The organism is Allobaculum sp. Allo2, from assembly GCF_022701175.1.
In the GTDB taxonomy this organism is placed as follows: Bacteria; Bacillota_I; Bacilli_A; order Erysipelotrichales; family Erysipelotrichaceae; genus Allobaculum; species Allobaculum fili.
In genome coordinates, this window is sequence record NZ_CP078088.1 from 237,567 (window position 1) to 261,336 (window position 23,770).

Annotated in this window: 24 protein-coding genes, 11 tRNA genes and 3 pseudogenes; 15 read left to right on the forward strand and 23 right to left on the reverse strand. The window is 51.3% G+C overall.

Annotated elements, in window-relative coordinates; translation table 11 throughout:
- Positions 1-236: 236 nt before the first annotated feature.
- The 3 genes and pseudogenes from KWG61_RS15720 to KWG61_RS01485 form a co-directional block, all read left to right on the forward strand.
- Positions 237-359 (forward strand): annotated as a pseudogene (locus KWG61_RS15720) (CBS domain-containing protein); the annotation flags it as partial.
- Positions 360-440: 81 nt separating this feature from the next.
- Positions 441-644 (forward strand): CBS domain-containing protein, encoded by a 204-nt coding sequence (locus KWG61_RS15725; protein ID WP_367614306.1) that lies wholly within the window; start codon positions 441-443, stop codon positions 642-644.
- Between the two features lie 354 nt (positions 645-998).
- On the forward strand, positions 999-2,093 hold the full coding sequence (locus tag KWG61_RS01485; protein WP_242744735.1) for a hemolysin family protein: 1,095 nt from the start codon (positions 999-1,001) through the stop codon (positions 2,091-2,093).
- 184 nt (positions 2,094-2,277) lie between these two features.
- On the opposite strand, the gene KWG61_RS16885 is transcribed toward KWG61_RS01485, so the two are convergent.
- From KWG61_RS16885 to KWG61_RS01555, 15 genes and pseudogenes are all read right to left on the reverse strand, one after another.
- Positions 2,278-2,880: an MATE family efflux transporter gene (locus tag KWG61_RS16885; RefSeq protein WP_367614307.1), complete on the reverse strand. Its 603-nt coding sequence runs from the start codon at positions 2,878-2,880 to the stop codon at positions 2,278-2,280.
- Positions 2,872-3,671 (reverse strand): annotated as a pseudogene (locus KWG61_RS16890) (MATE family efflux transporter); the annotation flags it as partial. The pseudogene KWG61_RS16890 and the gene KWG61_RS16885, both read right to left, overlap by 9 nt.
- A gap of 246 nt (positions 3,672-3,917) precedes the next feature.
- Complete coding sequence (locus KWG61_RS01500) at positions 3,918-4,550, reverse strand: glucose-6-phosphate isomerase family protein (RefSeq protein ID WP_230266920.1); 633 nt, start codon at positions 4,548-4,550, stop codon at positions 3,918-3,920.
- Positions 4,551-4,815: 265 nt separating this feature from the next.
- Positions 4,816-5,199, reverse strand: coding sequence for a class I SAM-dependent methyltransferase (locus tag KWG61_RS01505; RefSeq protein ID WP_242744737.1), 384 nt, complete (start codon positions 5,197-5,199; stop codon positions 4,816-4,818).
- A gap of 306 nt (positions 5,200-5,505) precedes the next feature.
- Positions 5,506-6,456: a DNA recombination protein RmuC gene (rmuC, locus tag KWG61_RS01510; protein WP_230266922.1), complete on the reverse strand. Its 951-nt coding sequence runs from the start codon at positions 6,454-6,456 to the stop codon at positions 5,506-5,508.
- A gap of 248 nt (positions 6,457-6,704) precedes the next feature.
- Positions 6,705-7,007 (reverse strand): hypothetical protein, encoded by a 303-nt coding sequence (locus KWG61_RS01515; RefSeq protein WP_242744738.1) that lies wholly within the window; start codon positions 7,005-7,007, stop codon positions 6,705-6,707.
- Entirely contained in the window at positions 7,007-7,411 is a 405-nt protein-coding gene (locus tag KWG61_RS01520; protein ID WP_242744739.1) for an HD domain-containing protein, read from the reverse strand. Before KWG61_RS01520 ends, KWG61_RS01515 begins: the two co-directional genes overlap by 1 nt.
- Positions 7,412-7,452: 41 nt before the next feature.
- Positions 7,453-7,575, reverse strand: coding sequence for a hypothetical protein (locus tag KWG61_RS15730; RefSeq protein ID WP_256460734.1), 123 nt, complete (start codon positions 7,573-7,575; stop codon positions 7,453-7,455).
- Positions 7,576-7,666: 91 nt separating this feature from the next.
- Positions 7,667-8,041 (reverse strand): hypothetical protein, encoded by a 375-nt coding sequence (locus KWG61_RS01525; protein WP_367614308.1) that lies wholly within the window; start codon positions 8,039-8,041, stop codon positions 7,667-7,669.
- A gap of 319 nt (positions 8,042-8,360) precedes the next feature.
- Positions 8,361-8,609: a DUF3955 domain-containing protein gene (locus tag KWG61_RS01530; protein ID WP_230266924.1), complete on the reverse strand. Its 249-nt coding sequence runs from the start codon at positions 8,607-8,609 to the stop codon at positions 8,361-8,363.
- A 264-nt stretch (positions 8,610-8,873) separates the two neighbouring features.
- Positions 8,874-9,647 carry an enhanced serine sensitivity protein SseB C-terminal domain-containing protein gene (locus KWG61_RS01535; RefSeq protein ID WP_230266925.1) on the reverse strand — a complete coding sequence of 258 codons (774 nt, stop codon included), beginning with the start codon at positions 9,645-9,647 and terminating at the stop codon, positions 8,874-8,876.
- A 2-nt stretch (positions 9,648-9,649) separates the two neighbouring features.
- Positions 9,650-10,978, reverse strand: a complete 1,329-nt coding sequence (locus KWG61_RS01540) for a TldD/PmbA family protein (protein ID WP_230266926.1) — start codon at positions 10,976-10,978, stop codon at positions 9,650-9,652.
- Positions 10,971-11,576: a TldD/PmbA family protein gene (locus KWG61_RS01545; protein WP_242745499.1), complete on the reverse strand. Its 606-nt coding sequence runs from the start codon at positions 11,574-11,576 to the stop codon at positions 10,971-10,973. Before KWG61_RS01545 ends, KWG61_RS01540 begins: the two co-directional genes overlap by 8 nt.
- The gene (locus tag KWG61_RS01550; protein ID WP_367614309.1) at positions 11,479-11,994 is read right to left on the reverse strand and encodes a hypothetical protein; all 516 of its coding nucleotides are present in this window, start codon (positions 11,992-11,994) and stop codon (positions 11,479-11,481) included. Before KWG61_RS01550 ends, KWG61_RS01545 begins: the two co-directional genes overlap by 98 nt.
- 72 nt (positions 11,995-12,066) lie before the next feature.
- A complete protein-coding gene (locus KWG61_RS01555; RefSeq protein ID WP_242744740.1) occupies positions 12,067-12,318 on the reverse strand; it encodes a PmbA/TldA family metallopeptidase in 252 nt (83 codons plus the stop codon).
- Between the two features lie 292 nt (positions 12,319-12,610).
- Here KWG61_RS01555 and KWG61_RS01560 point away from each other — a divergent pair.
- The 6 genes from KWG61_RS01560 (at position 12,611) to KWG61_RS01585 (ending at position 13,223) form a co-directional block, all read left to right on the forward strand.
- Positions 12,611-12,687 (forward strand) — tRNA-Arg (locus KWG61_RS01560).
- Positions 12,688-12,692: 5 nt separating this feature from the next.
- Positions 12,693-12,768: transfer RNA gene (locus tag KWG61_RS01565), tRNA-Pro, on the forward strand.
- 12 nt (positions 12,769-12,780) lie between these two features.
- Positions 12,781-12,857, forward strand: a tRNA-Met gene (locus KWG61_RS01570).
- 22 nt (positions 12,858-12,879) lie between these two features.
- A tRNA-Ile gene (locus KWG61_RS01575) sits at positions 12,880-12,956 on the forward strand.
- Positions 12,957-13,067: 111 nt separating this feature from the next.
- Positions 13,068-13,144 (forward strand) — tRNA-Met (locus tag KWG61_RS01580).
- 3 nt (positions 13,145-13,147) lie between these two features.
- Positions 13,148-13,223 (forward strand) — tRNA-Phe (locus KWG61_RS01585).
- A gap of 344 nt (positions 13,224-13,567) precedes the next feature.
- Here KWG61_RS01585 and KWG61_RS01590 read toward each other — a convergent pair.
- From KWG61_RS01590 to KWG61_RS01625, 8 genes and pseudogenes are all read right to left on the reverse strand, one after another.
- Positions 13,568-14,203, reverse strand: coding sequence for a 2,3-diphosphoglycerate-dependent phosphoglycerate mutase (locus KWG61_RS01590; protein WP_242744741.1), 636 nt, complete (start codon positions 14,201-14,203; stop codon positions 13,568-13,570).
- A gap of 170 nt (positions 14,204-14,373) precedes the next feature.
- Positions 14,374-15,731: pseudogene (locus KWG61_RS01595) on the reverse strand (transposase).
- 38 nt (positions 15,732-15,769) lie between these two features.
- Positions 15,770-16,213: a hypothetical protein gene (locus KWG61_RS01605; RefSeq protein WP_242743428.1), complete on the reverse strand. Its 444-nt coding sequence runs from the start codon at positions 16,211-16,213 to the stop codon at positions 15,770-15,772.
- Positions 16,214-16,304: 91 nt separating this feature from the next.
- Positions 16,305-16,577 (reverse strand): IS66 family insertion sequence element accessory protein TnpB, encoded by a 273-nt coding sequence (gene tnpB, locus KWG61_RS15735; protein ID WP_256460825.1) that lies wholly within the window; start codon positions 16,575-16,577, stop codon positions 16,305-16,307.
- Between the two features lie 318 nt (positions 16,578-16,895).
- The gene (locus tag KWG61_RS01610) at positions 16,896-18,782 is read right to left on the reverse strand and encodes an Ig-like domain-containing protein (RefSeq protein WP_242745503.1); all 1,887 of its coding nucleotides are present in this window, start codon (positions 18,780-18,782) and stop codon (positions 16,896-16,898) included.
- Complete coding sequence (locus KWG61_RS01615) at positions 18,683-19,579, reverse strand: DUF4982 domain-containing protein (RefSeq protein WP_242744743.1); 897 nt, start codon at positions 19,577-19,579, stop codon at positions 18,683-18,685. Before KWG61_RS01615 ends, KWG61_RS01610 begins: the two co-directional genes overlap by 100 nt.
- 53 nt (positions 19,580-19,632) lie before the next feature.
- Complete coding sequence (locus tag KWG61_RS01620) at positions 19,633-20,472, reverse strand: glycoside hydrolase family 2 TIM barrel-domain containing protein (RefSeq protein WP_242744744.1); 840 nt, start codon at positions 20,470-20,472, stop codon at positions 19,633-19,635.
- A 17-nt stretch (positions 20,473-20,489) separates the two neighbouring features.
- Entirely contained in the window at positions 20,490-21,536 is a 1,047-nt protein-coding gene (locus tag KWG61_RS01625; protein WP_242744745.1) for a glycoside hydrolase family 2 protein, read from the reverse strand.
- A gap of 346 nt (positions 21,537-21,882) precedes the next feature.
- Between KWG61_RS01625 and KWG61_RS01630 the strand changes: the two genes are divergently transcribed.
- From KWG61_RS01630 to KWG61_RS01655, 6 genes are all read left to right on the forward strand, one after another.
- Positions 21,883-21,959: transfer RNA gene (locus KWG61_RS01630), tRNA-Arg, on the forward strand.
- A 7-nt stretch (positions 21,960-21,966) separates the two neighbouring features.
- Positions 21,967-22,043: transfer RNA gene (locus KWG61_RS01635), tRNA-Pro, on the forward strand.
- An 18-nt stretch (positions 22,044-22,061) separates the two neighbouring features.
- A tRNA-Met gene (locus KWG61_RS01640) sits at positions 22,062-22,138 on the forward strand.
- A gap of 13 nt (positions 22,139-22,151) precedes the next feature.
- A tRNA-Ser gene (locus tag KWG61_RS01645) sits at positions 22,152-22,242 on the forward strand.
- 7 nt (positions 22,243-22,249) lie between these two features.
- Positions 22,250-22,326: transfer RNA gene (locus tag KWG61_RS01650), tRNA-Met, on the forward strand.
- Between the two features lie 402 nt (positions 22,327-22,728).
- Complete coding sequence (locus tag KWG61_RS01655; protein ID WP_230268010.1) at positions 22,729-23,652, forward strand: LysR family transcriptional regulator; 924 nt, start codon at positions 22,729-22,731, stop codon at positions 23,650-23,652.
- Positions 23,653-23,770: the final 118 nt, after the last annotated feature.

A 23,770-nucleotide genomic window follows, 5' to 3' on the forward strand; every position in this document is an offset into this window, starting at 1 on the left:
CAGTTGTCAGAGATTTAGAATTATTCGGGCACAATTATCCGTTAAATAAGGCGATTTCGAATTTCGCCGAAATCGTCTCGTAAAATTTGGGGTCCTTTCTGGCGTGTATGCGCTTTCGTCATCTTCACATATTTAGGCGCTAATCCTTTGAAATCTCTTTTTAGAATGATTTTGGAAATGAGGAATTCCATGAACAATAACATTATTTTCTATCTCACCTTTAAAAAGATCTTGTCTTCTTCTACGAGAATCTTCCGCTTCGCGAAGCCCTCGAACTGATGTACAAACACGGCTATACCGCCATTCCGGTCATCGGTCTGGACGGTACATACGTCGGCACCGTCAGCGAAGGCGACTTCCTGTGGTTCATCCTGCAGAAAGGCGCGGATGCAAAGACGCTCGAATCCTATACAGTAACCGACCTGATTCGCGACGACTTCATGCCGCCCGTCAACATCAGCGTTTCCATTGACGACATTCTGGAAACCGCCCTCCACCAGAACTTCGTTCCCGTCGTCGATGACCGCAGCATCTTCATCGGCATCATCACCCGGCAGACGCTGCTGCGCGCCCTGGGTTCTTCCTCTTTGCAGCCTTCGCTTGCCGCGATGCCAAATTCGGAAAACGCCTCAACGCGCATCTAGCGGCGCGATCCGAAACCTGTTTTATCGTATTGCTTTTCTCCCTTTTCTCCTTTGTTTTCTTTGCCTGCTTTTTCGGGAAGCAGGCATTTTTTCTGCCCGGACGCGCAAAATGACGCTTCTTTCCAGCTTTTTCTGAGCGCTCTGTGCGCCCGTTTTCAAAAAACCGGTGCATGGTATAATCAGTTCACCTTTCGAGGGAACAACACGTTTTTAACAGGAAAAAATCGACTTTCAAAATCGTATTTTTCCATACAATCTTCTGTTTAAAATTCTGGAAATGGAGCTGATGTTCTTGGTGTATATAAGTCTGTCCATTCTTTCGTTTGCGGCAGCCCTCTTTTTCTGACTCTGACCATGCAGCCGGCAGATGACGCCCGCTATACGGCCATGGATCTCTTTCTCGCTCTGCTCTTTCAAGTGCTCAGCGCCTGGCTGCTCGTCCAGCTGCCTGCGGTAGCGGCGGTGCTCAACGGCCCGGCTTCCTTCTGGATTCTCATGGCGATCGAACTGATACTTGGTCTGATCTGGGTGCATCTTTCCAAACGCATTCACTTTTCTTCCGCCAGCATGAATTCCCTGCAGAAACCGCTGCTCAAGCTGTTTTTCTGGCTGCCGGAAGAAGCTGCGGACAGCGACGATGAACTCGTCCGTCTGATTGAGGCTTCCTCGGTTCCGGAAATGGAAGAACAGCGCGAAGTACTCGAAAACGCGCTCGATCTCAACGACACGTCGCTCGATGAAATCTGTACCCACCGTTCCGATATGGTGTGCCTGTCCATGAAGGAAGATCCGTCCAAGTGGAAGCAGATCATCATGGCTAACCGGCATACGTTTTATCCGATCACCAACGAAAGCGACGACGATATCGTCGGCGTGCTCGATACCCGCGATTATTTCCGTCTGAACGGCTGGGGCAAGAAAACCATTCTCGATCACGCGGTCGACAAGCCGCTGTTCGTTGCCGAAAGCAATACCGCCGATGAGCTGCTGCGCATGATGAAGCAGCGCCACACGTACATCGCCATCGTTCTCGACGAATACGGCGGTGTCGTTGGTCTGGTCACCCTGCACGACATTATCGAAGAGCTCTTCGGCGATCTGTCCGAAGAGGAAGAAAAGCGGCAGGCGGATATCGTCCGGCTTCCGCGCGGCGTCTGGCGCATTAACGGCGAAGCCGATCTGGACGATGTGTCCAAGGCGCTGGGCATGGACCTGCACCTTGATGATTTTGAAACGTTCTCCGGCTACGTGCTCGGCTCCATGGGCTACATTCCCGAAGACGGCAGCCAGCTTGAAACCCGCATCGGACCGCTGTCCATTCAGATCCGGCGCATTCAGGGACACCGCATTCGTCAGGCGCTCGTCAAAGTCGAAGATGAACCGAAGGGAAATCCCGCGCCAGAAAGCACTCCAACTGGAACCGCAAAGTCGGGCTCAGCCAGACACTGAGCGCTCCAAACGCGGAAGCCAAAGGCAGGACAGTCCTCACCATTTTGAAAAAGAAAAACAAATGGTCTTTTCCAGTCGCCGAATCGGGCGAGAGGAAAAGACCATTTTGCGTAGTATTGAATTTTCAAAGACTCCTGCAGAACTCTGGAAAGAGGAAAACCTTCCGAAAGTGAGAGCTCTGTGCCTAAAACCGGTTTTCGATGACGCCTTCCTTGAGCTGCTTCATCTGCTTCCATGAGCGAAGCACGAGAATAAACGCGAGCAGAGCGGAAAGCAGATCGGCGATCGGCTGGGAAACGACCAGTCCTTCAATTCCCCACATCAAAGAAAAGACGAAGGCGAGCGGAATGAAGAAAATGATCGTGCGGGAGAGGGAGACAAACACCCCTTTGCCCGGCTGGCCGATGGCCGCAAAATACGTCGAACTGAGCGACTGAACGCCCTGGATGCAGATGCCCATCAGGTATACGCGAAGCATGATCACACCAAAGCGGACGTACAGTTCATCGCCGGTTCCAAACAGAAGAATGAGCGGTCTGGGAAAGCACTGAAAGAGCACTTCGACAAGCGTTCCTAAAACGACGACCGAAATCAGACCCTTGACCATGCATTCCTTCACGCGCCCATACTGCGCGGCGCCATAGTTGTAGCCGACAATCGGCTGAAGGCCCTGCGCAATGCCGACAATGACGGAAATGAAGAGGCCGTTAAGCTTGAAGGCCACACCGCTGGCCGCGATTGGAATATTGGCGCCGTAAACGGACAGGGACCCGTAGTACTTGAACATGTTGGTCAGAAAAATCTGAACCACAAGAACCGCCGCCTGGTTGAGCGCTGAAGCCATACCCAGGTTGCAGATTTTCTTCAGCGGCGCCATGCGGATTTTGAAGCTGTCCGCATTCATATGCACATGCTTGAAGCGCGGCAGATAAAAGAGTGCGATGACAAAGCTCACGATCTGGCCGATAATCGTCGCCCACGCCGCACCGGCCATGCCCCAGTGAAAGACGAAAATGAAAATCGGGTCCAGGATGCAGTTGACAATAGCGCCGACCACCATGAAAAACATGGAAAAGGAAGGCGAACCGTCCGCCCGGCAAAGCTGGGAAATGCCGTTGCTGACAATGAGAAAGGGCATGCCAAGCAAAATGACGCGGGAGTATTCGAGCGCGTAGCCGTAGTTTTCCGGGGTGGCGCCAAAACCGGCAGCAGAGCCGTAATGCTCAGCTCGCCAAGAACCAGATAAATCAGCCCGCTTAAAAACATGAAGCTGAGCGCCGTTCCGGCCGTTCTTGCCGCCTCATCCGGACGTCCTTCGCCCAGCTGCAGCGAGTAGCAGGACGCGCCACCCACGCCTAAAAGCAGGGCGATTGCCAGACAGATGGTCGAAAGCGGAAAGACGACCGTCGTCGCGCCGTTGCCCAGATAGCCAAGACCCTGGCCGATAAAAATCTGGTCAACGATGTTGTAGAGCGAGCTCACCAGCATCGCGATGATGGACGGGAACGAATAGCGAAACAGCAGCTTCGAAATTTTCTCGGTGCCTAGTGGATTGCCGGCGGACAGTGTCTTTTCCATCGTGTACCTCCTGATCGTGCAAACGGACGAATTTCTCCGTTTTTGTCGGTGAACGCCTCCACGAAAACGTGCTGTAAAAAGGACAGGCGTCCATTTGTATACGAAAGGATAGCACACAATTATTTTCAGTACGGAAAAAGTAAAATTTGGTGCCGTTTCGCTTAGTGGATTTTCCGCTCTCCTGCTGCGGTTTGCGGATGTTTTTTCGGCAAAAGAAAAAGTCCCGATTTCTCAGGACTTGAAATCCTACGACTTTAAAAAGGCGATAATGTCTTCTTCCTGGAGCGCGTCCACGGATTCCGGAGTATCTTCGACATCCACTTCAATGGCCAGTTCGCCGTTGTCGTCATAGACATGACAGGTGAAGGGATGTTCGTCGATTGAATCGAAATCGAAGCCGGCATTGCTCGGCAGACACTGCGAAAGCATCAGCGGTTCATCGCCGGTATTGATCAGGCGGCGTCCAATGTTCGACGGAATCTTGTGGAGACTGCCTTCTTCCAGTTCTTCGCACCAGCATTCGCCGTCGCGGCTGAGGAACATGACCAGACCGGTTCCTTTCATGCAGAGCAGATATTCTTCCGCATCCGGATTGACGTGAAAATGACCTTTCGTGCAGAAGTACTGGTCATCCACCTTGCCCGGATACAGGGTAATGTGCCCCCAGTTGAGATGGCCTTCGCCCGGCTCAGATTCCTTGACGATGTGCTCATAAATCTTAGTTTCCGGATCGAGGGTCGGATCTTTGCGGCGGAAGTAATCCGCGTCTTTATAGCGCATGACCATTTCGGTCAGATTGTTTCCATTCAGACGTTCCTGCCAGTGATGGGTCAGCTGTGACTTGGTGACCGCTACACGTTTGTGATTTGTATTATCCATATTCAGTACCTATTCCCGTTTCGCTGTATGACGCAGCGGCATTCAGGCTTGCCTGCAGCCTGTCCCCAGAACGCAAGGCGGGCTTCCCAACGGGAAACTTTGACAATCAGGCAAAGGGAAAGACTCGCGTTCGGATCATCTGTGCTGGAAAGCGGGGGCTCTTTCCGGTACTCAGGTTATAGCGCTTTTGGCACTTTTTTTCGTTTATTATGCTTATTATTATTGAATATTTTTGATATTAGTATCCTGATTAGATTATATTCCTTCAAACGTCCGGGCGGGATGCGGATTTTGAAAATCGTTTGATAACGCAAAGCAGAACGGGACAGGCTTCGCGATCGGGGCGCCGACACTCGAGCAGTTCGAGATCGTCACGTAAAAGAAGGCTTTCCATAACCGCTTTTCGTTCTTGATCGCCTGGCGCGAGCGGATAGAAAACCAGAGCCATCCGGCCTTTGGGCCGAAGCAGATCTGCCGCGGCGTTCACGGCTTTTACAGAACTTTCTGGCAGAGTGGATACGCCGTGCAGACAATGGGGGTCATAGCCAAAATTGAAGATCACCGCATCGATCTGCCCTTCGTATTCAGAAAGGTCTTCTTTCATAAATTCGTGGGAATGCAGCCAGGCGGTAATGCGCGGACCAGTCATTTTTCGCAGCTGGCCGCATAGAGCTCCGGCTGGACTTCATAGGCAAAGACATGCGCCGCACGATGATCAAGAAAAAGCGGGAGTCCCGGCCCAGACCGAGCGTTGCGTCCACGCAGATCGCCTGCTCATGAAGGACGTCCAGAAGAAAGTCGTGTGCTAGTTCACTCATGGATTTCATGCTGGTAATGATCCCCTCCATTTCCTCGAATCACGCATTTTCCATTGTTTTATTTTGTTTTGCGATGGCTGCCTATGCCTTTGGAGCTATCTTCAAAATTAAGAATTCGTCGAAAGTGCAGTATCTTTTTAGTCTTCGCCGTCAAAATCGTAAAAGCTCTGATCGTCGCTGAACACCGGATCGGCGTTCTGCGAAATCTGCGCGAGCAGCTTTTCCGCGCTTTCCTGCAGAGCGGCCAGCTGTTTTTGTAAAAGGGCGCTCGTACGGCACGTCTTGCCGGCGTTTTCGCAAAGCATGGTGGCCTTGATTTCCAGCGAACGGACTTCCTTTTCGAACGCTTCCATATTGGCCGCGCGGTAGAAGCTGCGCGCCGATGCCTGCAGCGAGAAGACGACGCCGCAAAGCGTGGTCGGCGAAACCAGAAGCACATGGCGGGAGAGCGCGTACTGCTGCAGCATCGCTCCTTCCCCGCAAAGGTAGGCGTAAACCGCTTCGCTGGGGATAAAGAGGAGCGCTTCATCGAGCGTCTCTTCCGTGATGTATTTATCGGCTACATCGTCGATGTGTTTCTTTATATTCTTTCTGAATTCTTTTTCATAATACTCCGCCGATTCGGGTTCTTCACACATCCGCAGGTAATTTTCCATTGGAAATTTCGAGTCAATGCACAGAACCTGATCGGACTGCGGCATATGAAAGGCGCCGTCGCTGATGCGTCCGTTTTTCAGATGGTACTGCGTGCTGTACAAATACGGACTGTCCCCAAGATACGTCCGTACGATGGATTCCAGCTGGTATTCGCCCCAGGTCCCGCGCCGTTTGGCGTTGGCCATGACCTGGGTAATGGAATGGACTTCATCCGCCAGATCTTCCGAGCGTTCGCGGGCAGAACTCGTATCGAGCCGTACCTGTTCCAGCTGGCTGCCCATGCGCCGCAGATGAATCTCCTTGTAGTCGCCGTCCTTTTCCACGATGTGATACAGATCGCTGACTGAATTCATCAGCGAATACACCGCGTAGCCGACCAGCGCCAGCAGCACGATCATGACAATCATTAAAGCCACAAGAAATCCGTTCATAATTTTCCCTTTTTTCTTTTTAAATCTTTCCCGCATGGCCCGGGATTTTAAAATCCGGCCTGGACCATACAATCTGTACCCCATTTTAATAAATTCAGGCGCCTTTTTGAGGCGCCTGATTGCTTTCTTCATCCAGACGGTGTTCCTTAGCCATGAAATGACGCATGAACCGTCGTCCATTTTTACAAAACAAAACCAAAACAAAGTGTCACAGAGCTTTACAGAGTGTTACAGAGCCTTGCAGTGCCTTACTTGCTCTTCTGGGCATTGCGTACGACTTTTTCTGCCGATCTGAGCAGGCGAAGCTGATCTTCTCGGGTTTCCCATTCAGGATGGAGAATGACCTGATGCAGCACTTCGAGAAGAACATCCCGGCGCTGACTGCCCTGGAGATGCGTCTGGGCAATGACGTCATCGCCGTTGATTTTCAGCTCGGCGATGGTAAAGGGATGCCTGTCCTTTTCCTGTTCAAAATAGGCGCGGAAGAGGTCAAGGCGTTCGCGTCGGTCCTTGGTCGCGTGCGCTTCAATGTCGGCTTCCTGCAAATCCATCAGCTTTTCAAACAGTGCCTTGGTATATCCTTTCTGGACCAGGATTCGATAGAGGCTCTGGTACGCGGGTCGAAAAACGTATCGTGATCCGGGATCAGTTTCACCACGTCTTTCTGCAGCTGTTTTGGCAGCTTAAGACGGGAAAGAATGACTTTGGCGTGTCGGGCCGACGCCTGTTCGTGACCATGGAAATGGTCGCGGCCGTTTTCATCGTGGAAGCGCACATCCGGCTTGCCGCAGTCGTGCAGCAAAGCCGCCCAGAGCAGAACGGGATCGCGATGAGGCAAATAGCGCAGCACATCGATGGTATGCGTGAGCACCCCGCCGTAATGATACGGGGTACACTGCGGCGTACTGGCCATTACTTCCACTTCCGGAATCCAGGGTCGAAGCAGATCCGCCATCGGTTCGATCAGGCGTGGATCGTCGCGCAGAACCGTTTCGATCAGCGGCGCGACGCGCTCTGCAGCCAGTGTGGAAGAAAGAGCGCTTTTTCATGAATGGCTTTGAGCGTGTTTTCTTCGATCGTGCCCTGAAGCCGGGCCGCGAAAGCCCAGGCGCGAAACATGCGAAGGGCATCTTCTTCAAAACGCCCTTTCGGATCGCCGACCGCCCGGATCTGGCGTTTTTCAAATCATCGATACCGCCGTACGGATCGATCAGCCCTTTTCGGGATGATAGGCCATGGCGTTAATGGTAAAGTCGCGGCGGGCGAGATCTTCACGAATATCGCGGGTAAAGGAAACCGCGTCCGGATGGCGATGATCGCGATACGTCCCTTCTTTACGCATCGTCGTCACCTCGATCGGACAGCCGTCCTGCAAAACGGTAACGGTGCCATGTTCGATTCCCGTGGGAACGACGTGTTCGAAACGGGCCATCACCTGTTCGGGACGGAGCGTCGTCGTGATGTCATAATCGTTTGGCGCGATCCCGCGCAGGCTGTCGCGTACGCAGCCGCCGACCAGCCACGCTTCTTCGCCATTGGCGTTCAGCGTATCGAGTACCTTCTGTACCGGCTCAGGAATGGGCAGCTGAAAGAGGCATGCAGCCCCGGGATTGAGCGTGTCTTCTTTTTTCCGATTTCTTTTTCCATATCGACGGCTCCTTTCTTCGTTTTCTGTATAGCTTTGCGCCCTAAATTTCTGACTTCACTTTATCATGCGGCTGTTTTCACTTTATCACGGGGAAATGCCCGTGACGATCTCTGCATTTTCGGTTTAAGCCGGAATAGCTGTACACCCTCCGGCGGCAGAAAAATCGTTCCGGAAAAGACGATTTGTCCTGCGCCCGGGCATAAAAAATCCCTCCAGAAAGAGGGACATATCATTCGGGATCAATACGGTATGCGGCTTACGAGCGGCTTCTGGAACATTTTGCGGCGAAGCTTGCAACCGCGCTGGCCAGGCATACGAAGAGAAGCGCCCAGCCGCAGGGGACCAGGAAGAAAGGTTCATGAAGAACTCCCTGGGCATCCAGTGTTGAGCCGATCAGGGCGAAGAGTCCAAAGCAGAGTACGGCTGCGATTCCGGAAATCAGTGCCGTCCATTCCCAGACTCTGGAAGCTGAGTGTTTTCCCGATCTGGCAAGGTTTGCGTTCATAGGTATTTCCTCCTTTTTTTCTGGGAAATCTAAGTCTACGATACCGATCCAGGAGATTCGAGACAGACGCTCCCATCTTTTCGCACCATGGGAGAGCTCCTGTCGATATCGACCCTCTACTCTAGTCATCTTCGTTCGAAAAGGTATTGCTTTGCCTGAGATTTTTCGAGACGCAAACGAAAAAGCTTCTGTGCAGAGATTCGCATACGCCTGCACAGAAGCTTTCGGTTTTGAGTGTTTTTAGATGCAGCGATGGGTCTTAAACTAGAACGCGCGCACGTAAATCGGTTTGGAAGTACGGGCGATATCCTGTCCGAGCTTGGAATCGCTGAACATGAATTCGAGTTCCTGATCTTTTACGACGCCGCGGATGGCCGCAGTCAGACGTGTGAAAATACCAGTGTCTTTTTCGTTGGCATCCACCAGGATGAACAGCGTTGTATCCGGTTTGTTCGGATCTTTCAGACGCTCCTTCATGTAAATGGCGTTGATCGCCTTGTCATGGAAGCCGGCTGAAATCAGAGCCGCTTCGAGATCCTGCTGGTCGCCCGTAAGGTCGCGCAGGTATACGTTACTGTTCTGGGCCAGGTTTTCCTGTTTGAGCGGTGTCTTGTAGGCATCCGCAAAACCGATCAGGAAATCGGACGGGAAGCGTACGTTTACGCCAGCCGGGTCAACGACAATGCCGTCGACATCGCCTTTCGCGCTTCTTACCATCGGCAGGAACTGTTCCGAAGAAAGCAGCAGGCAGTTTACGCCCGGTTCGCCGAAAGCGTTTTTCATTTCGGCAACACTGGTGAATACCGGGAACATTTTCGTTCCGTCCTGACTTGCAGCCGTCATAAATGCCATTTTGGCATCTTTCGGGAACTGAATTTTTCCGTTCTCCAGTTTGGTCGGTTCCTTATCCCATTTGGCAGGGACATACACACGGGTATCCATGAGCGCCTGTCCTGCTTTGAGCAGGTCTTCGTCCGCATGGGTTTCCTTCATTCGGACAAGCGCTTCGAGCAGAATGTCGTTCTGATATTGTTCCATAATTATTCTTCATTTCCTCCAACAGCAGCTTCCTCGAAGAGAATGGATGGAGCGGCTGTGCTGCGCATTTCCCATTTCAGGTCATCGCCGACAGCCTCTACATGATTCATCAGATCGATAAAGTTTCCGGCTACAGTAATCAGAGTCAGCGGACGAACTTTCCGGCCGTTTTCCACCAGATAGCCCTTGGCCTGTAAAGAAAAGTTCGTACTGACAAAATCAATGCCGGCATGCATTCCCGCAAGTTCGCTGATCACTACACCATTGTCCATTTTTTTCAAAAGAGAGTCAAAAGAATTCGGGCCCGACACAATATAAAGGTTCATGCTGGAAACGGTAGTTGCACCGCCGCCGGAACGGAATCCGTTGCCGGTGGATTCGGCATCCATTTTCAGCGCAGACTTGGTGTTGTGGAGAACGGTTTCAAAAACGCCGTCGCGAACGACTGTTTTTGTATATGTCGGACGGCCTTCGTCGTCATAGTTCCGTAAGAAGAGCGCGTCTTCATTGCGCGGATCGTCCACGATCGTGATCTGATCCGAGAAGATTTTCTGGCCGACCTTGCCGCATAACGGCGAAATGCCGCGGGCGATCGACGTACCGTAAAACATCCCTTCCAGGCAGGAGAAGAGCGTCGACATGGCTTCGTTGTTGAAGATGACTTTGCAGGTGCGGCTGCTCAGCGATTTGGCGCCGATCTGGTCCTGCACGCGCGTAACCAGACGCTTTACGAACGCGTCCTGATCGAAATCATCGAGATCGTAGACGATTTCTACACGGTAGTCGTCATATACTTCCCCGTTATCGCGCATCGTAATCTGCGCGGCGATCACCTGATACTGGTAGGCGCTGGACACTTCCGTCCCCAGCGAGTTGGTCAGCTCGCTGCTCACTTCGGCGCTTTCAAAAGAAAGTTCATTGACCAGACTGACGCGGCTGTCGGCAGCCAGAAGCTTGTCTTCCAGAGACGCGAGCACTTCCTTAATGTGCGCCGGATCGGCCGGTTTCCAGGTCTTTTTCGAAATGGTCTCTTCGCATTCCATCGGTCCGACAAGAACGTCCTTTTCCGATTCCGAAATGCGGTCGGCATTATCGCGAAGCTGACCGAGAATTTCGTCCATGTCTTCGTCTTCGATTTTTTCGAGCGATGTCGAAACGATTTTTCCATTGGCCATGGCGCGCAGCGAAGTGGAAAGAATACGGGATGTCGTAAACGAATCCATCGTATGGTCAAACCACTGCAGAGAACGGGACGTCTGCCGCGTCTGCGCGATTTCGAGGCCTTCCAGTCCAAGCTGGGCTGACCGTTCAATCCATGCCTGCTTATTCATTTGCGGTACCTCCTACAGTAATGGAGCTGACCCGGATGGCCGGCTGGCCGACATTGGTCGGAATCGATCCGGAAACCGATCCGCACATACCCTGCGCGAGTTCCAGGTTGTCGCTGACCATATCAATGTTCTGAAGAATTTCTGCACCGCTTCCGATCAGCATGGCGCCGATAACGGGATCGGTGATTTTTCCGTCTTCAATCAGGTAGCCTTCGTTTACGCCGAAGTTGAATTCACCGGTGTTCGGATTGACCGAACCGCCGCCCATCGAACGGCAGTACAGACCGAAGGAAATGTCCTTGAACATGTCTTCTTTCTTATCCGTTCCCGGTGCGATGAACGTATTGCTCATGCGGCTAGTCGGTTCGTACTTGTACGATTCGCGACGGCCGCTTCCCGAAGACGGCGTATTCATGCGGCGGCCGTTAAGACGGTCAACCATGTACTGGGTCAGAACGCCGTGATCGATCAGCAGTCGTTTCTGCTGCGGGTTGCCTTCGTCATCCATGTTCTGGGAACCCCATTCGCCCGGAATCGTTCCATCGTCCCAGGCGCTGACTTTTTCGCTGGCGATTTTTCGCCTTTCCGGTTGGAAAATACCGAAAGTTTTTGGCGACGCTGGTCGCTTCAAGGGAATGGCCGCAGGCTTCGTGGAAAATGACGCCGCCAAAGCCGTTATCAATAATGACCGGCATCACACCGCTGGGCGCCGGTTTGGCGCGAAGCAGTACGAGGGCAATTCGAGCCGCCTCTTTCGCCATCTCTTCTGGCGAATGGTCACCTTCAAAATATTCGAGGCCTTTGGAAGCGCCCGGTGCAGTGTAGGCGGACTGCACATTGTCGCCTTCGCGCGCATACGCCTGAACGGCCATACGGCTTCTCTGTCTTGTATCCGCCTTGAACAGACCGTCCGAATTGGCGATCTGCACGTCCTGATGAATGGACGACAGCGAAGCGCTGGCTTTAAAAATCCGTTCATCATAGCCGCGGGCCGTCTTGATGGCCCGATCGAGCAGAGCGAGTTTTTCTCGTCTTCCGTCTTGAACGGGTCCTGTTCGACTGGGGAAATGTTTTCCGCCCGGCTCAGTTCATTCAGAACGACGTTTTTCCCTCTTCTTTTTCCCGATGGCGCTTCGCAGATCGTCTACGATGCCCTCGAGAACTTCCATATCCATTTCATCGGTGTAGCCGTAAACCGATGAAGTTCCTTTATACAGACGAATCCCCGCTCCGGCGCGTACGCTCGCGCTGATATTCTCAACGTTGTCATCGAGCTGCGTCATCGACTGCGTGTGGGTTTCTTCTTCAAAAATCTCCGCAAAATCCGCTTCCGATTTCATGGCGCGGTTCAGGAGTACTTCTACTTGTTCTTTTTGAGCATTTTTATCACTCCTCTATCTTTTCAGTATACCGCAGGACACAAGCCCTCTTCCACAAGGGGCAGAGCGGCCTGGATCTGCCGGTGCTTTCTGTCCATTCGGCTATAAATTCGTATTACGTTCTCATTTTATAGCCTTCTATATTTTATTTTTCTTTTTTTTTGTTTTTCCTGTTTGCATCTCAGAGGTTTTTCTTATAGTATGAATAAGCTGTTTGACAGCAATAAAGATTTTCAAGTCATATTCAAACTTTGCGCCATTAGCTCAATTGGATAGAGCGTCTGACTACGGATCAGAAGGTTGTGGGTTCGACTCCTGCATGGCGCGCCATTTATCGGGACGTAGCACAGCTTGGTAGTGCACCTGGTTTGGGACCAGGGGTCGCAGGTTCGAATCCTGTCGTCCCGACCATTTTATTATTTTGGCTAGGTAGCTTAGTTGGCTAGAGCATCCGGTTCATACCCGGAAGGTCGTGAGTTCGAGTCTCACCCTAGCCACCATTTCTTATGTTTTATTTTTCATGGACCCTTAGCGCAGTTGGTAAGAGCAGCTGGCTCATAACCGGATGGTCGCGGGTTCAAGTCCTGCAGGGTCCACCAGTTACCTACAGTCCTTAAGGAATGTTGTTGCAGGAGCACCGATTGATTTCTGAAAAAGTGATAAAATTTCTTGCATCCAGTCATCCTTTCGGTTATTATATCTAAGCACATCGCGGGATAGAGCAGTCTGGTAGCTCGTCGGGCTCATAACCCGGAGGTCGTTGGTTCAAATCCTTCTCCCGCAACCATGTGGTCTCTTAGCTCAGTTGGTAGAGCAAAGGACTGAAAATCCTTGTGTCGTTGGTTCGATTCCGACAGAGACCACCACTTTGTAAATCACGCACCCAATTCGGGGTGCGTTTTTTATGCCCGGTTCTGGTCATAGCCTTGCCCTCTTCATTCGACCCAGAATACCGAAATCTTAAATTCTCTTCCATACAGACAAGGCCCCGGAATCCATAGACAGGATCCGGGGCCTCTATTCTTCTGCTATTCTTCGATTTTTATTCAAGTTTTCTGTCTGTTTTCGCTTTTCTGGATCGAGCTTACCTATCCGATTCGTCCGGCACGCTTTGCAACTTCTTCCGGATCCGCCAGGCACTCAATTTTGTCCAGCTTTCCCTTCTCGTCAAACGTGCAGATCATCGGAACGCCCGTTGGCGGTTCATAGATCAGGAAATGCCAAGATCGCGTTCGACGTCTTTCAAGTCCTTATTGGCGTCTTCAATCAAATATTTCAGCAAAACGCCAAGGATGTTTCCATGCGCCGCAATCAGTACGGTCTGCTCCTTTTCCAGACAGGGGACGACTTGTTCCCTGTAAAACGGAACGATTCGATCCATCGCCATCTGCATAGATTCGCCAAGCGGCAGCTGTTCTTTCGGTACATCCGCATATTCCGAAGACTGTCCAGGGGTGCGCGGATCATCTGGATCGAGCAGTGGTACCTTTGCGTCGAGTTTGCTGCGCCAGGCATCCACTCTGGCTTTTCCATATCTGGCAATTGTTTCCGCCTGGGTGTGACCCTGCAGCGCCCCATAGCTTCGCTCATTGATGTGCCACCTGCGCGTTACCGGCATTTCTTTCTGATCGAGTTCATTCAGCACATGATCGAGCGTCTGATTGGCGCGTTTGAGCCGCGAAGTGAAGGCCCGATCGATCTGGATGCCTTCTTCTTTCATCCTTTTACCGGCTTCTATAGCTTCTCGGTGTCCTTCTGGACTCAGATTCACATTCGACCAGCCGGTAAACCGTTTTTCCTTATTCCATTCGCTTTCGCCATGACGAAGCAGGATCAGTCGTTTCATACCGCAATTCCCCTTTGATTCCATACGTCTGTCCGGACGTATCGCCTGTCCGATATCCTCCCCAGCATAGCGACTCTTCCGTAAGTGTCAAACAATCGACGGGTATACGCGAGACTGAATATTAGATACGCTAAACGGGATCCCTTTCGAGATCCCGCTTGGCGTATTTTTTATTCTTCATCGTTTTCTTCATACTTCGGATCCGGTCCACGGTATCCAATTCGAAGATATTCAGGTAAATCCTTTGAATACGGCAGAAGTGACTTCAATACATCTACCGCGATTTCATCGTCTTTGAACCATTTGAGTTCATCCAGAACGTACTCCATGTAGCGCTCTGGATTTAAGTCGTTCATTTCAGCCGATCGAAACAAAGTCATAAACGCTGCGACGACTTCCGCACCTTTGATACTCTTCGTAGTCTGGAAGTTTTTGCGATTGATCACGAATGGCTTTACGGCTCTTTCTGCCACATTATTGTCGATCGGATAATCACCGTCTTCCAGGTACCTTCCCAACGAGTTCGCTCGATCCATGAAGTACTTGGCTGCTCTGTAGGCGGTGCTTCTTTCCTCGAATCCACTCTGAATCTCCATCATGACTCTTGTGAGTCTTTCAAAGCAGGGCTTTGAAAGTTCCTGCCGAACTTCGGTTCTCGCCTCGTGCGAGTAAGAAGCAACGTGGGATTCGATGTGGTAGAGCTTCCCGAACAGAGACAGGGCTGTGAGCAGAATCTGGAGACCCGGACTTGGTTCGGGTCTCTCTGTTTCGTCCAGCTGGGCTGCCGCTTCTGCGGCCTCTTCGTCGTTCTCCAGTGTGGTCTTTTCCCTCTTCAGGACGTCTGCCTGATACTGCGCGAAGTCTGACCGGACTTTGATGGCTTCGAAGATCTTTCTTCTCGCATGGGCCATACAGTTGAGCTTTCTGCAGGGGCCATAGTAGTTGGCATATGCATAAAGCCCGTCTGTCATAAGGGCATGACGAAAAGAACCGCCAAGGAGGGCGATTACGAACTCCTGTTTCTTGTAAGGGAAAAACTTATAGACAGCCATCTGGTTCTCTTCATAGATTCCGCTGACGGCGACAACCATAGAAGACTGTTTTCGATCTTTAACCTCCGTGCACTTTAAAACCGTCTCATCCATATGGACGACGTTACAGTTTGGGAGATCCTCAATCATTTGTTTTACGAGGGCTTCAGATAAAGATCGTAAGTTTTTTCCAGGATGTTGCCCATGGTCTGACGGCTGATCGGCAGTCCCGTGAGACTCAGGTGCTTTTCCTGACGATAGGCCGGGGTTCCCATTACGAACTTATCGTAGGCAATTCCCGCGACCATAGAGGAAGTTGCGACACTCTTGTCGATCAGTGCAGGCTCGTCAGGTTCGGCGGTGCGGATGATGGCTTTCCCGTTTTCATCCGTACACTTGTTTGGGCACGCGACTGTCTCACGCAGCACTTCTTCCAGCCTATAGCGAGCGGGAATCCGATGAATCCTATAGTGACGTTTCATTCCAACAGTTTTCATCTCACAGCCGCAAACTGGGCAAATGCGCTTTTCCCCTTCTACACTGAAGGTAGTGGTTTCTTTGACCGCTTCCTGCTTTCTGCACTTGGTGGAAGGTTTTTCTTGCTTCCTTCAACAGAACTGAGCTTTAAATCTTCAGCTTCTTTACGATAGCGGTCTCCCTCTTCCTGATATTTCGCAGCCCGGTTAAAACAAACATCGGCTTTCAGATCAAGCTGAGCCAGCTGTTTATTCAGAATATTGATATCTGGGCCGCCGTCCTCGTTTTCAGAGTAATCCAGTTTCAAGGGAACCATCTTTTCCGTAGAAGGACCAAAGCGGCCGCTTTTCACGGCTTTATTGATTTCTTTAGCGAAATAGAGATCCAGGTACATATCCTCAATAAATTTGTCTTTCTCTTCTTCCGTCATGGTGCTGATCTGATGATGAAGATCTTCGAGGAGCTCGTTGCGGATTGTCTGGTAAGGGTTCGGCACATTCATGTATTAATTTTAACATATTTAGAGCGATAGATAAAGTAAATGGGATGATTTATCTTGATATTCCTTCAAAAAATCATCCTTTTAAATTGGTTTAAACATACTTATAAGTTCGTGGCAGAAATGCCGGCTGGGGAACAATCGACAGACCGGAAAGCAGAGAAGCCAGCTGCGAACAGTCAATTCGCATGAAGTCGGACTGGTCAGTGCTGACAGGCCACTGAAGGGAAGATCTGGAGAGTCGCTTATAAACAAGCCAGAATCCATTTCCGTCACGAAGGATACCTTTGATCTTGTTCTTCTGTTGATTAACGAAGAGAAAGAGGGATCCATCCAGCGGATCCAGAGCGAGAGGTCCTTGAACCAGGAGACGTAACCGTCAATTCCTTTGCGAAGGTCAGCAGGCATCTGAGCCAGATAGATGTTTTTAACTTTGGAGAAATCGATACCGAGATCGATTGCAGGGATGATTGATTCCATGAAAAAGCCTCCTTGAATAAAGGAATTATCCCAAGGAGGCGGTCGAGAAAATACCCGTCTTTTATTTGACGCTTACACTCTTCCCCTTTTTTGCGAACGCTTTGAGACAGAAAACCGCGTCCCGCAAAGCTCATGGCTTTAAAGGACGCGGTTCGTGTTTAGATTCCGTTTCTCTCAAAGATCGGAGAAAGGACAAAGCATTTCTTTACTTCAGAGAGTCAAGCTTGCCTGCAGAAGGGGTAAGACGCAGATCGAGCATCGCCTGGTTGAGCGCATCGGCTTTCTGATCAATATCTGCCTGATGAGAGGCTTTGTTATCGATGGCTTTTGCGGCATCCAGAGCGGATGTGAATGCAGAAGCGGATTTAAACTCGCTGGCATTCAGTTTGCCCGCCTCATCGATTGCGGTATGGAGGAGACTGTAATCCAGATTTGTTTCCACAACATCTTCTTCACCAGTCAGACGCATTTCGAGACCGCACGCAAATACGTAGGACTGATCCGACATACTTTCTACCGCATACAGACGAACTTTCGTCGTTTTCACCGGTGCAAAGGAAGCGTTCTTCCAGCCGTCGGTTGCTGCCCAGCTGCCAGTAGTTACGGTTTTCCATTCGCCGTTTTCATCGAGAACATCAATGCGATATTTGGTAATTCTTCCATTATCGCCGCCGGTCATTCTTGGCAGATAGCGCAGACCGTCGACCATGTAGTCGCCGTCGATCGCGAACTCTGCCCAGAGGTCGTCACGGTTGGTTCCCTTGTAACTGGAATGCCAGTCTGTGGACGTATTGTTATCGAGCAGACGTTCTGGTCCATGGTTAGGTTCGGTTGAGCCGGCTGCTGCGGTCAGCTTTTCAACCGGAATATCTCTGGAATCGTCTTCTGGATCCATAACTCCAAACAGGATGGTGTATTTCGAAATCTTGCTTCCGTCTTCGGCTTCAACGAGGATCACCTGTTTCTTGTTTTCAGCCGGAAGCATTGTAACGGCACCGTTGCCTTTGGACACCGCTTCAACGGCAGCGGTCTGTTTGGACGTCGGGATTTCCTTAGAAGCGAGGAGATCTGCCGAAACCGCGGTTCCGTCAATCGTCAGGGTGTCCAGTTCTGCCGCCTGGTTTACAACGAGCGTGCTGGTAAAGCCGAACTGTTCCACTTCCGTAATGGCCGTGCACGGGTTGTTTCCGTTCGGCTTCTTCGTTGCGGTGTTGGTTACGGTCATGCGCAGATACGTGTAGCGCGTCGGCGCAAAGTCATAGGTATAGCACTTAACATTATTTACTTCATCGCCGATCGTTTCTTTCACCGTCAGCTCAGTCCAGTCGGTACCATTCTCACTGATTTCAAAGGCTGTTGTATTGGCATCCGGGTAGGAAGCAGACCAGCTGTCCTGAGAGAAGTGAACTTTGATCTGTCCAACCGCCTGCTGCGTATCGTATCGGAACGTGATCTGGGCCGTGTTATTTTCCGGTGTGGTGTAGCAGTAGTCATAGTTGGACCAGATGGATGTGTTCGGTCCGCCGCTCACATCCTGCTTCACGGTGCTTCCGTCAATAATGGCTTCCAGCGTATCGCTCTGCTTGTCCTCTGGAATGTTCTGGCTCAGATGAGCTGCTCCAGAAATACTGTCGCCAAGCGTCACGGTTGCATTCGCAACACGGACAAACGCTTTGACAGGAACAGACTGACCAAATACACTGGCCGTTCCGGGAATAACCAAATTGCCTGCTTCTGCAAAGGCGGAATCGTCTGGCATCTGCCAGTCTACCGCAAAGCTTGCATCCAGAATTTCGCCATCGTTCAGAACCGCGCGGCGGCTTTCCGGAAGTACTGGAACCGTTCCTTTGGAAACGGCTGTCGATACGTTCAGAAGAGCAGCCACCTGATCGATGACATAGACGCTTACCGAAACTGTATGGCCTTCTGCCGTTCCGCTTACAGTAAAGTTGCCGGATTCAGCTACCTGGTCGTCCGTAATCGTATCCCAGGTCACGGCCACATTCTCAGAGGTGCCGTCTGCATAATTCGCTTTAACGGCAGATGGAAGAACGGGTTTTTCCCTTTCTTCACATAGTAGTTGCGGGAGTATTCAAAACTGCTCAGCGCTTCGCCGCCTCCACCTTCAACTTCGCTCGCATTGAGCATGATCGTCTTGGATTCAAGACCGTCAGCGGATGCGGTCACTTTAATGTCTCCGGCTTTTCCGTTGGAACGGATGATGGCGACAAGCTGACCCGCCTGCGCTTTTCGGTTGTCGTCGCGATAGCTCTGCTGATCCGGCTGAACACCGTTATCGAGAGCAGCCAGTTCACCGGCGCCTTCTACGCGAACCGTGACTTTATTTTTTGCGGAAGGAACAATCCGTCCTTCAGAATCGGTAATATCAATCGTTACATAGGACAGATCGACACCGTCGCCTGCAATATTCGGACGATCGGCTGTCATATCGATTGCCGATGCCGCGCCGGTTGTTTCTACAGAACTGCGGCCAACCGTTTCCGTTGTGATTGGATTTCCGGACTTGTCGTAGGCAACAGCTTCAATCTTGCCGTTCGCATACGGAACCTTCCAGGTGCGATACAGATTGCGGTGGGTTGTGCTCTCCTTATCGCTTCCCTCATACATCTGGTAGGTGTAACCAGCGGCTGTCGTATGCTCCGTCATGGTTTTCTTGCCCAGAGACTGACGTGTCGTGCTTCCAGCCGCTGTAAAGAACAGTTCGACTGTCGGTGCATCGGAATATACAACGACCGGAACATCTCCGTTTCCGTTATTGACAACTACATCTTTATTCCATGCGGGGAGAACATGAAGTGTTGTTTCGTGGTCATTCCAGAGACTCTGATACAGGTAGTAGTTGTCTTTGGGCAGACCCGCGGTATCCACAATGCCGAAGTAGGAGTTTTTCGGCGAACGGTTACCGTCGGTAAATCCAGTACCTACTCCATTTTTGGCGTCGGTTCGCCGAGATAGTCGAAGCCGGTCCAGACAAATTCGCCGCCGTTGTAGTCGTTGGTGATAACGGTATACCAGGAGTCGCTCGCTGTATGGCCCCATCCGACCGCGGAATAATCATAGCTGGTCAGAAGATTGTCCGCGTTGAGCGCACCGCTAGAGAGTACGTTGTATACGCCGCGGGAATTGATATGGGACGCCGTTTCGCCTCCGTACACTTTCCAGGTTGGATTCTGGCTTCGTTTGGAGTTGTACTGCGATGTGACGGTGTAGTTAAAGCCGATCAGACCGCCTCTGTTTGCGATCGCGTTGGCTACCGCGTCTTCCTGCGTTCCGCTTTTCAGACGGTTTCCGCCAAACGTAAGGAACTGTCCGGTATCGTTGGCTTCGACCACATCCATAATCGCATTGGCCAGTCGGGCACTCTGCGCGCTCCAGTCGTAGGACCCTTCAAAAATTTCATTGCCGAGCGAATACATGAGGACAGACGCTTCGTTTCGGCTTTCCTGTACGGCAGCCCGGGTATCAAACTCGAACCACTTGTCATCCTCTTCTTTATTCAGAATTTCGTTGTCGGCGTCGACCGTCTGTTCAAAGAAGCGCGCATAGTCGTTGTAGTTGCCGTTCTTGGCACCGATCCAGCCGTCAAAAAGTTCATTGATGACCATGATGCCTTCGCGGCTGCACACTTCAAGCAGGTAAGGATCAGCCGGGTTATGCGTCACGCGGATGGCGTTGGCTCCCATTTCCTTCAGGATCTGCACCTGACGCTCGATGGCGCGCTTTTCAGCGGCGGAACCTAAAGAACCCTGATCGTGGTGCATGCAGACGCCTTTAAACTTCATTTTTCGCCGTTCAGCGAGAAGCCAGTGTCTTTGTCGTAAGAGTAGTAGCGGTAGCCGAAGGTCGTCTCGGTTGTATCAACAGTCTTGCCGCTTTCAACAACTTCGGTTTTCAGCGTATAGAGCGCTGCATGTTCGTCTTTGGCGAGATTGGTTTTCCAGAGTGTCGGGTTGTTAACCATGACATCCAGCGCAACATTCTGCTTTTCGCCGGCCGTCAGTGTTACATCTTTCGATGCTGTACCAACCGCATTGCCGCTTCCGTCAAGTACGGTCTGTTTTACGGTAATCGTTTTGGAAGCGCTGGAATCGTTGACGATATCTGCAGCCGCATGCGTTGTTACATTGCCGCCTTTTTCGGTCTCCAGGTTTGGGGTCGTTACCGCAATGCCGTCATAGCCGACATGAACGTCATCCGTAATCGTCAGCGTAACGTCACGGTAAATACCGCTTCCGGAATACCAGCGGGAAGACGGAGTCTGATGGTTTACACGTACAGCCAGTACGTTTTCGCCATCTTTATTGAGGTAATCGGTCAGATCAAAGGCAAAACCGGTGTAGCCATAGGGGTGGCCGCCGAGTTTGTGTCCGTTGATGTACACTTCGCAGTCCATGTAAACGCCGTTGAATTCGACAACCATGCGTTTATTAAAGTCTGGGGCAACGGTGAATACCTTGCGGTACCAGCCCACGCCGCCGAGCTTATAGCCGCTCTCGGCTTCACCGGCCGGAGTATAGTCCTGGTCGATGGAATAGTCATGCGGAAGGTTTACGCTGTCCCATTTGGAGTCGTCAAAGCTGCTGTTCTGGGCATTCGCCGGGTCGGATAAGGTGAACTTCCAGTTTGCATTCAGGTTCACGGTTCGCTTATCGGAATCGATCACGCTTACAGGAACAACTTCAGGTTCGGACACCATCTGATTGGAATCCGAGTTTGCTTCTTCAGCAGACACAGGCAGAACCATCTGCATCGAGACGGAACTCATCGCCATCATTCCGCCAAGCAGACTTCCGCCAATGCGTCGAAGCCATTTCGTATTTTTCATCTTTTTCCTCTTTTTGTCCCAATCCGTACAAATCTTGATCGGGCACTTCAACGTTTTTATTATAAAAGAATCTTAATCGCAAATGAAAGCCCTTTTAAAGCTCCCTATGTTCATTTGGACGGTGACAGCCAGACTGTTTCGTACTCAGGATCGGTGCCGGATCCAGAAGATCTTGGTCCGGATAACGCGCTGCCGGCGCTTCCTTTTCCTTTTATTCCCCTCGGGGAAAGCCTCTGGAAAGCCTGTATTTTTCAAAAAGGGCGGACGTCATTTTATTTTTGAATTTGTGTCTTTAGAGTTGTCAACGGGTGAAGGTTTGCTATAATAGACCATGCGTTAACGAAGTGCGCCATTAGCTCAATTGGATAGAGCGTCTGACTACGGATCAGAAGGTTGTGGGTTCGACTCCTGCATGGCGCGCCATTTTTATCGGGACGTAGCACAGCTTGGTAGTGCACTTGCATGGGGTGCAAGGGGTCGCAGGTTCAAATCCTGTCGTCCCGACCATTTTCATCTTTATATTTTGGCTAGGTAGCTTAGTTGGCTAGAGCATCCGGTTCATACCCGGAAGGTCGTGAGTTCGAGTCTCACCCTAGCCACCATTTTCATTTTTATGGAGAAGTACCCAAGTGGTTGAAGGGTCCGGTCTTGAAAACCGGTAGGTCGCGCAAGCGGCGCCAGGGTTCGAATCCCTGCTTCTCCGCCATACATATCGCGGGATAGAGCAGTCTGGTAGCTCGTCGGGCTCATAACCCGGAGGTCGTTGGTTCAAATCCTTCTCCCGCAACCAGAACAGTTCCTGACCTGAGAATACTCAGGTCAGTTTTTTTATGCACTTTTGCCATCCCTGCTCTGCCTTTCGGTCTGGCCTTCTTTTTGCCGCTTTCGAATGTCGCGCCGCTCTGTTTCCTTTGACAGGCTGGCGAACCTTTCCGGTGCGCATGCCGACCTTCCTGTTTTCTGGTGCCTGACTGGATTGCAATTTGGACAAAGCGAGAGTCGTTCTGGACTTTCTGGTTATTTTGATCAATCTGTTCAGATTTGGGGCAAAAGGGGTGCTCATGGATACGCTGTTCTTCGGCACTTCATATGTGATTCCTTCATTTTTTGTTAACATGTATCTGATCCGGATACCGTTTTTTGACGGTTCCGCAGCCAGCAGCATAAACAGAGAAAGGGTTCAGGTGAGTGTATGGATCTCAAAGCGTGTCAGTATTTTTTATCCATTATTGAAGCCGGCAGCATGAACAAAGCGGCCAAAGTCCTGAATCTGACCCAGCCGACATTAAGCCGCCAGATCCAGAAGCTGGAAGAAGATCTTGGCGCCCCGCTTTTTGAGCGGCAGGCGAAGTCTCTGCATCTGACCCGGGAAGGTCTGATGTTCGCGCGCCGCGCCCAGGAAATGCTGGATCTGGAAAAACGGACGATGAAAGAACTTCAGTCTTTTGATGACCCGATCGCGGGCGAACTGATCATCGGCTGCGGCGAATTTGCGGCAACCGATGAACTCATTCAGATCGCCGCGCGCTTCCAGAAACTGTATCCCGGCGTACGTCTTCAGTTTGTGACCGGCAACGGAACGACGATCCGCGAAATGATCGACCACGGTCTGGCCGATCTTGGACTCTTCATGCTTCCTACATGTCTGGACGGGTACAAAACGCTCTGCTGGAAACAGCGGGAAAGCTGGGGTGCAATTCTGAAAAGCGATGATCCGCTCTGCGAAAAGGAAGTCATCACGCCGGAAGATCTTGCCGGCCAGCCCCTGATTCTGCCGTATCGCCAGGAAATCCGAACCCAGATTCTTTCCTGGCTTCACAAAACCGAACGCTGCATCCGCTATGCGGGCAGTTCCTCGCTGTCTTCCACATGCGCTCTCATGGTCCGCAACGGCATTGGCATTGGTTTAAGCATTGCCAATGTGCCCGCCTACGATCATCCGGACCTGAAAGTTCTTCCGCTTTCGCCGGCGATGTCTTCCTGTCTGACCATTGCCTGGAAGGAACGCTTTCCGCAGCCGCCTTTAATGGATAAGTTTCTGACATATCTTACCAGCGAAGGCGTAACGTGTTCGTGTCCTTCACAGACCGAATGCAGCGAAGATTCGTCCCGCTGAGTGAAGACTTCATCTTCCTTTGCTCTGTCAAATGGATCTGTTTCTGTTCTTTTTCTGCATCGTTCATAAAAGCCGCCATCGATCCAAATGGCGGCTTTTCTATTGGCCTTTTAAACTG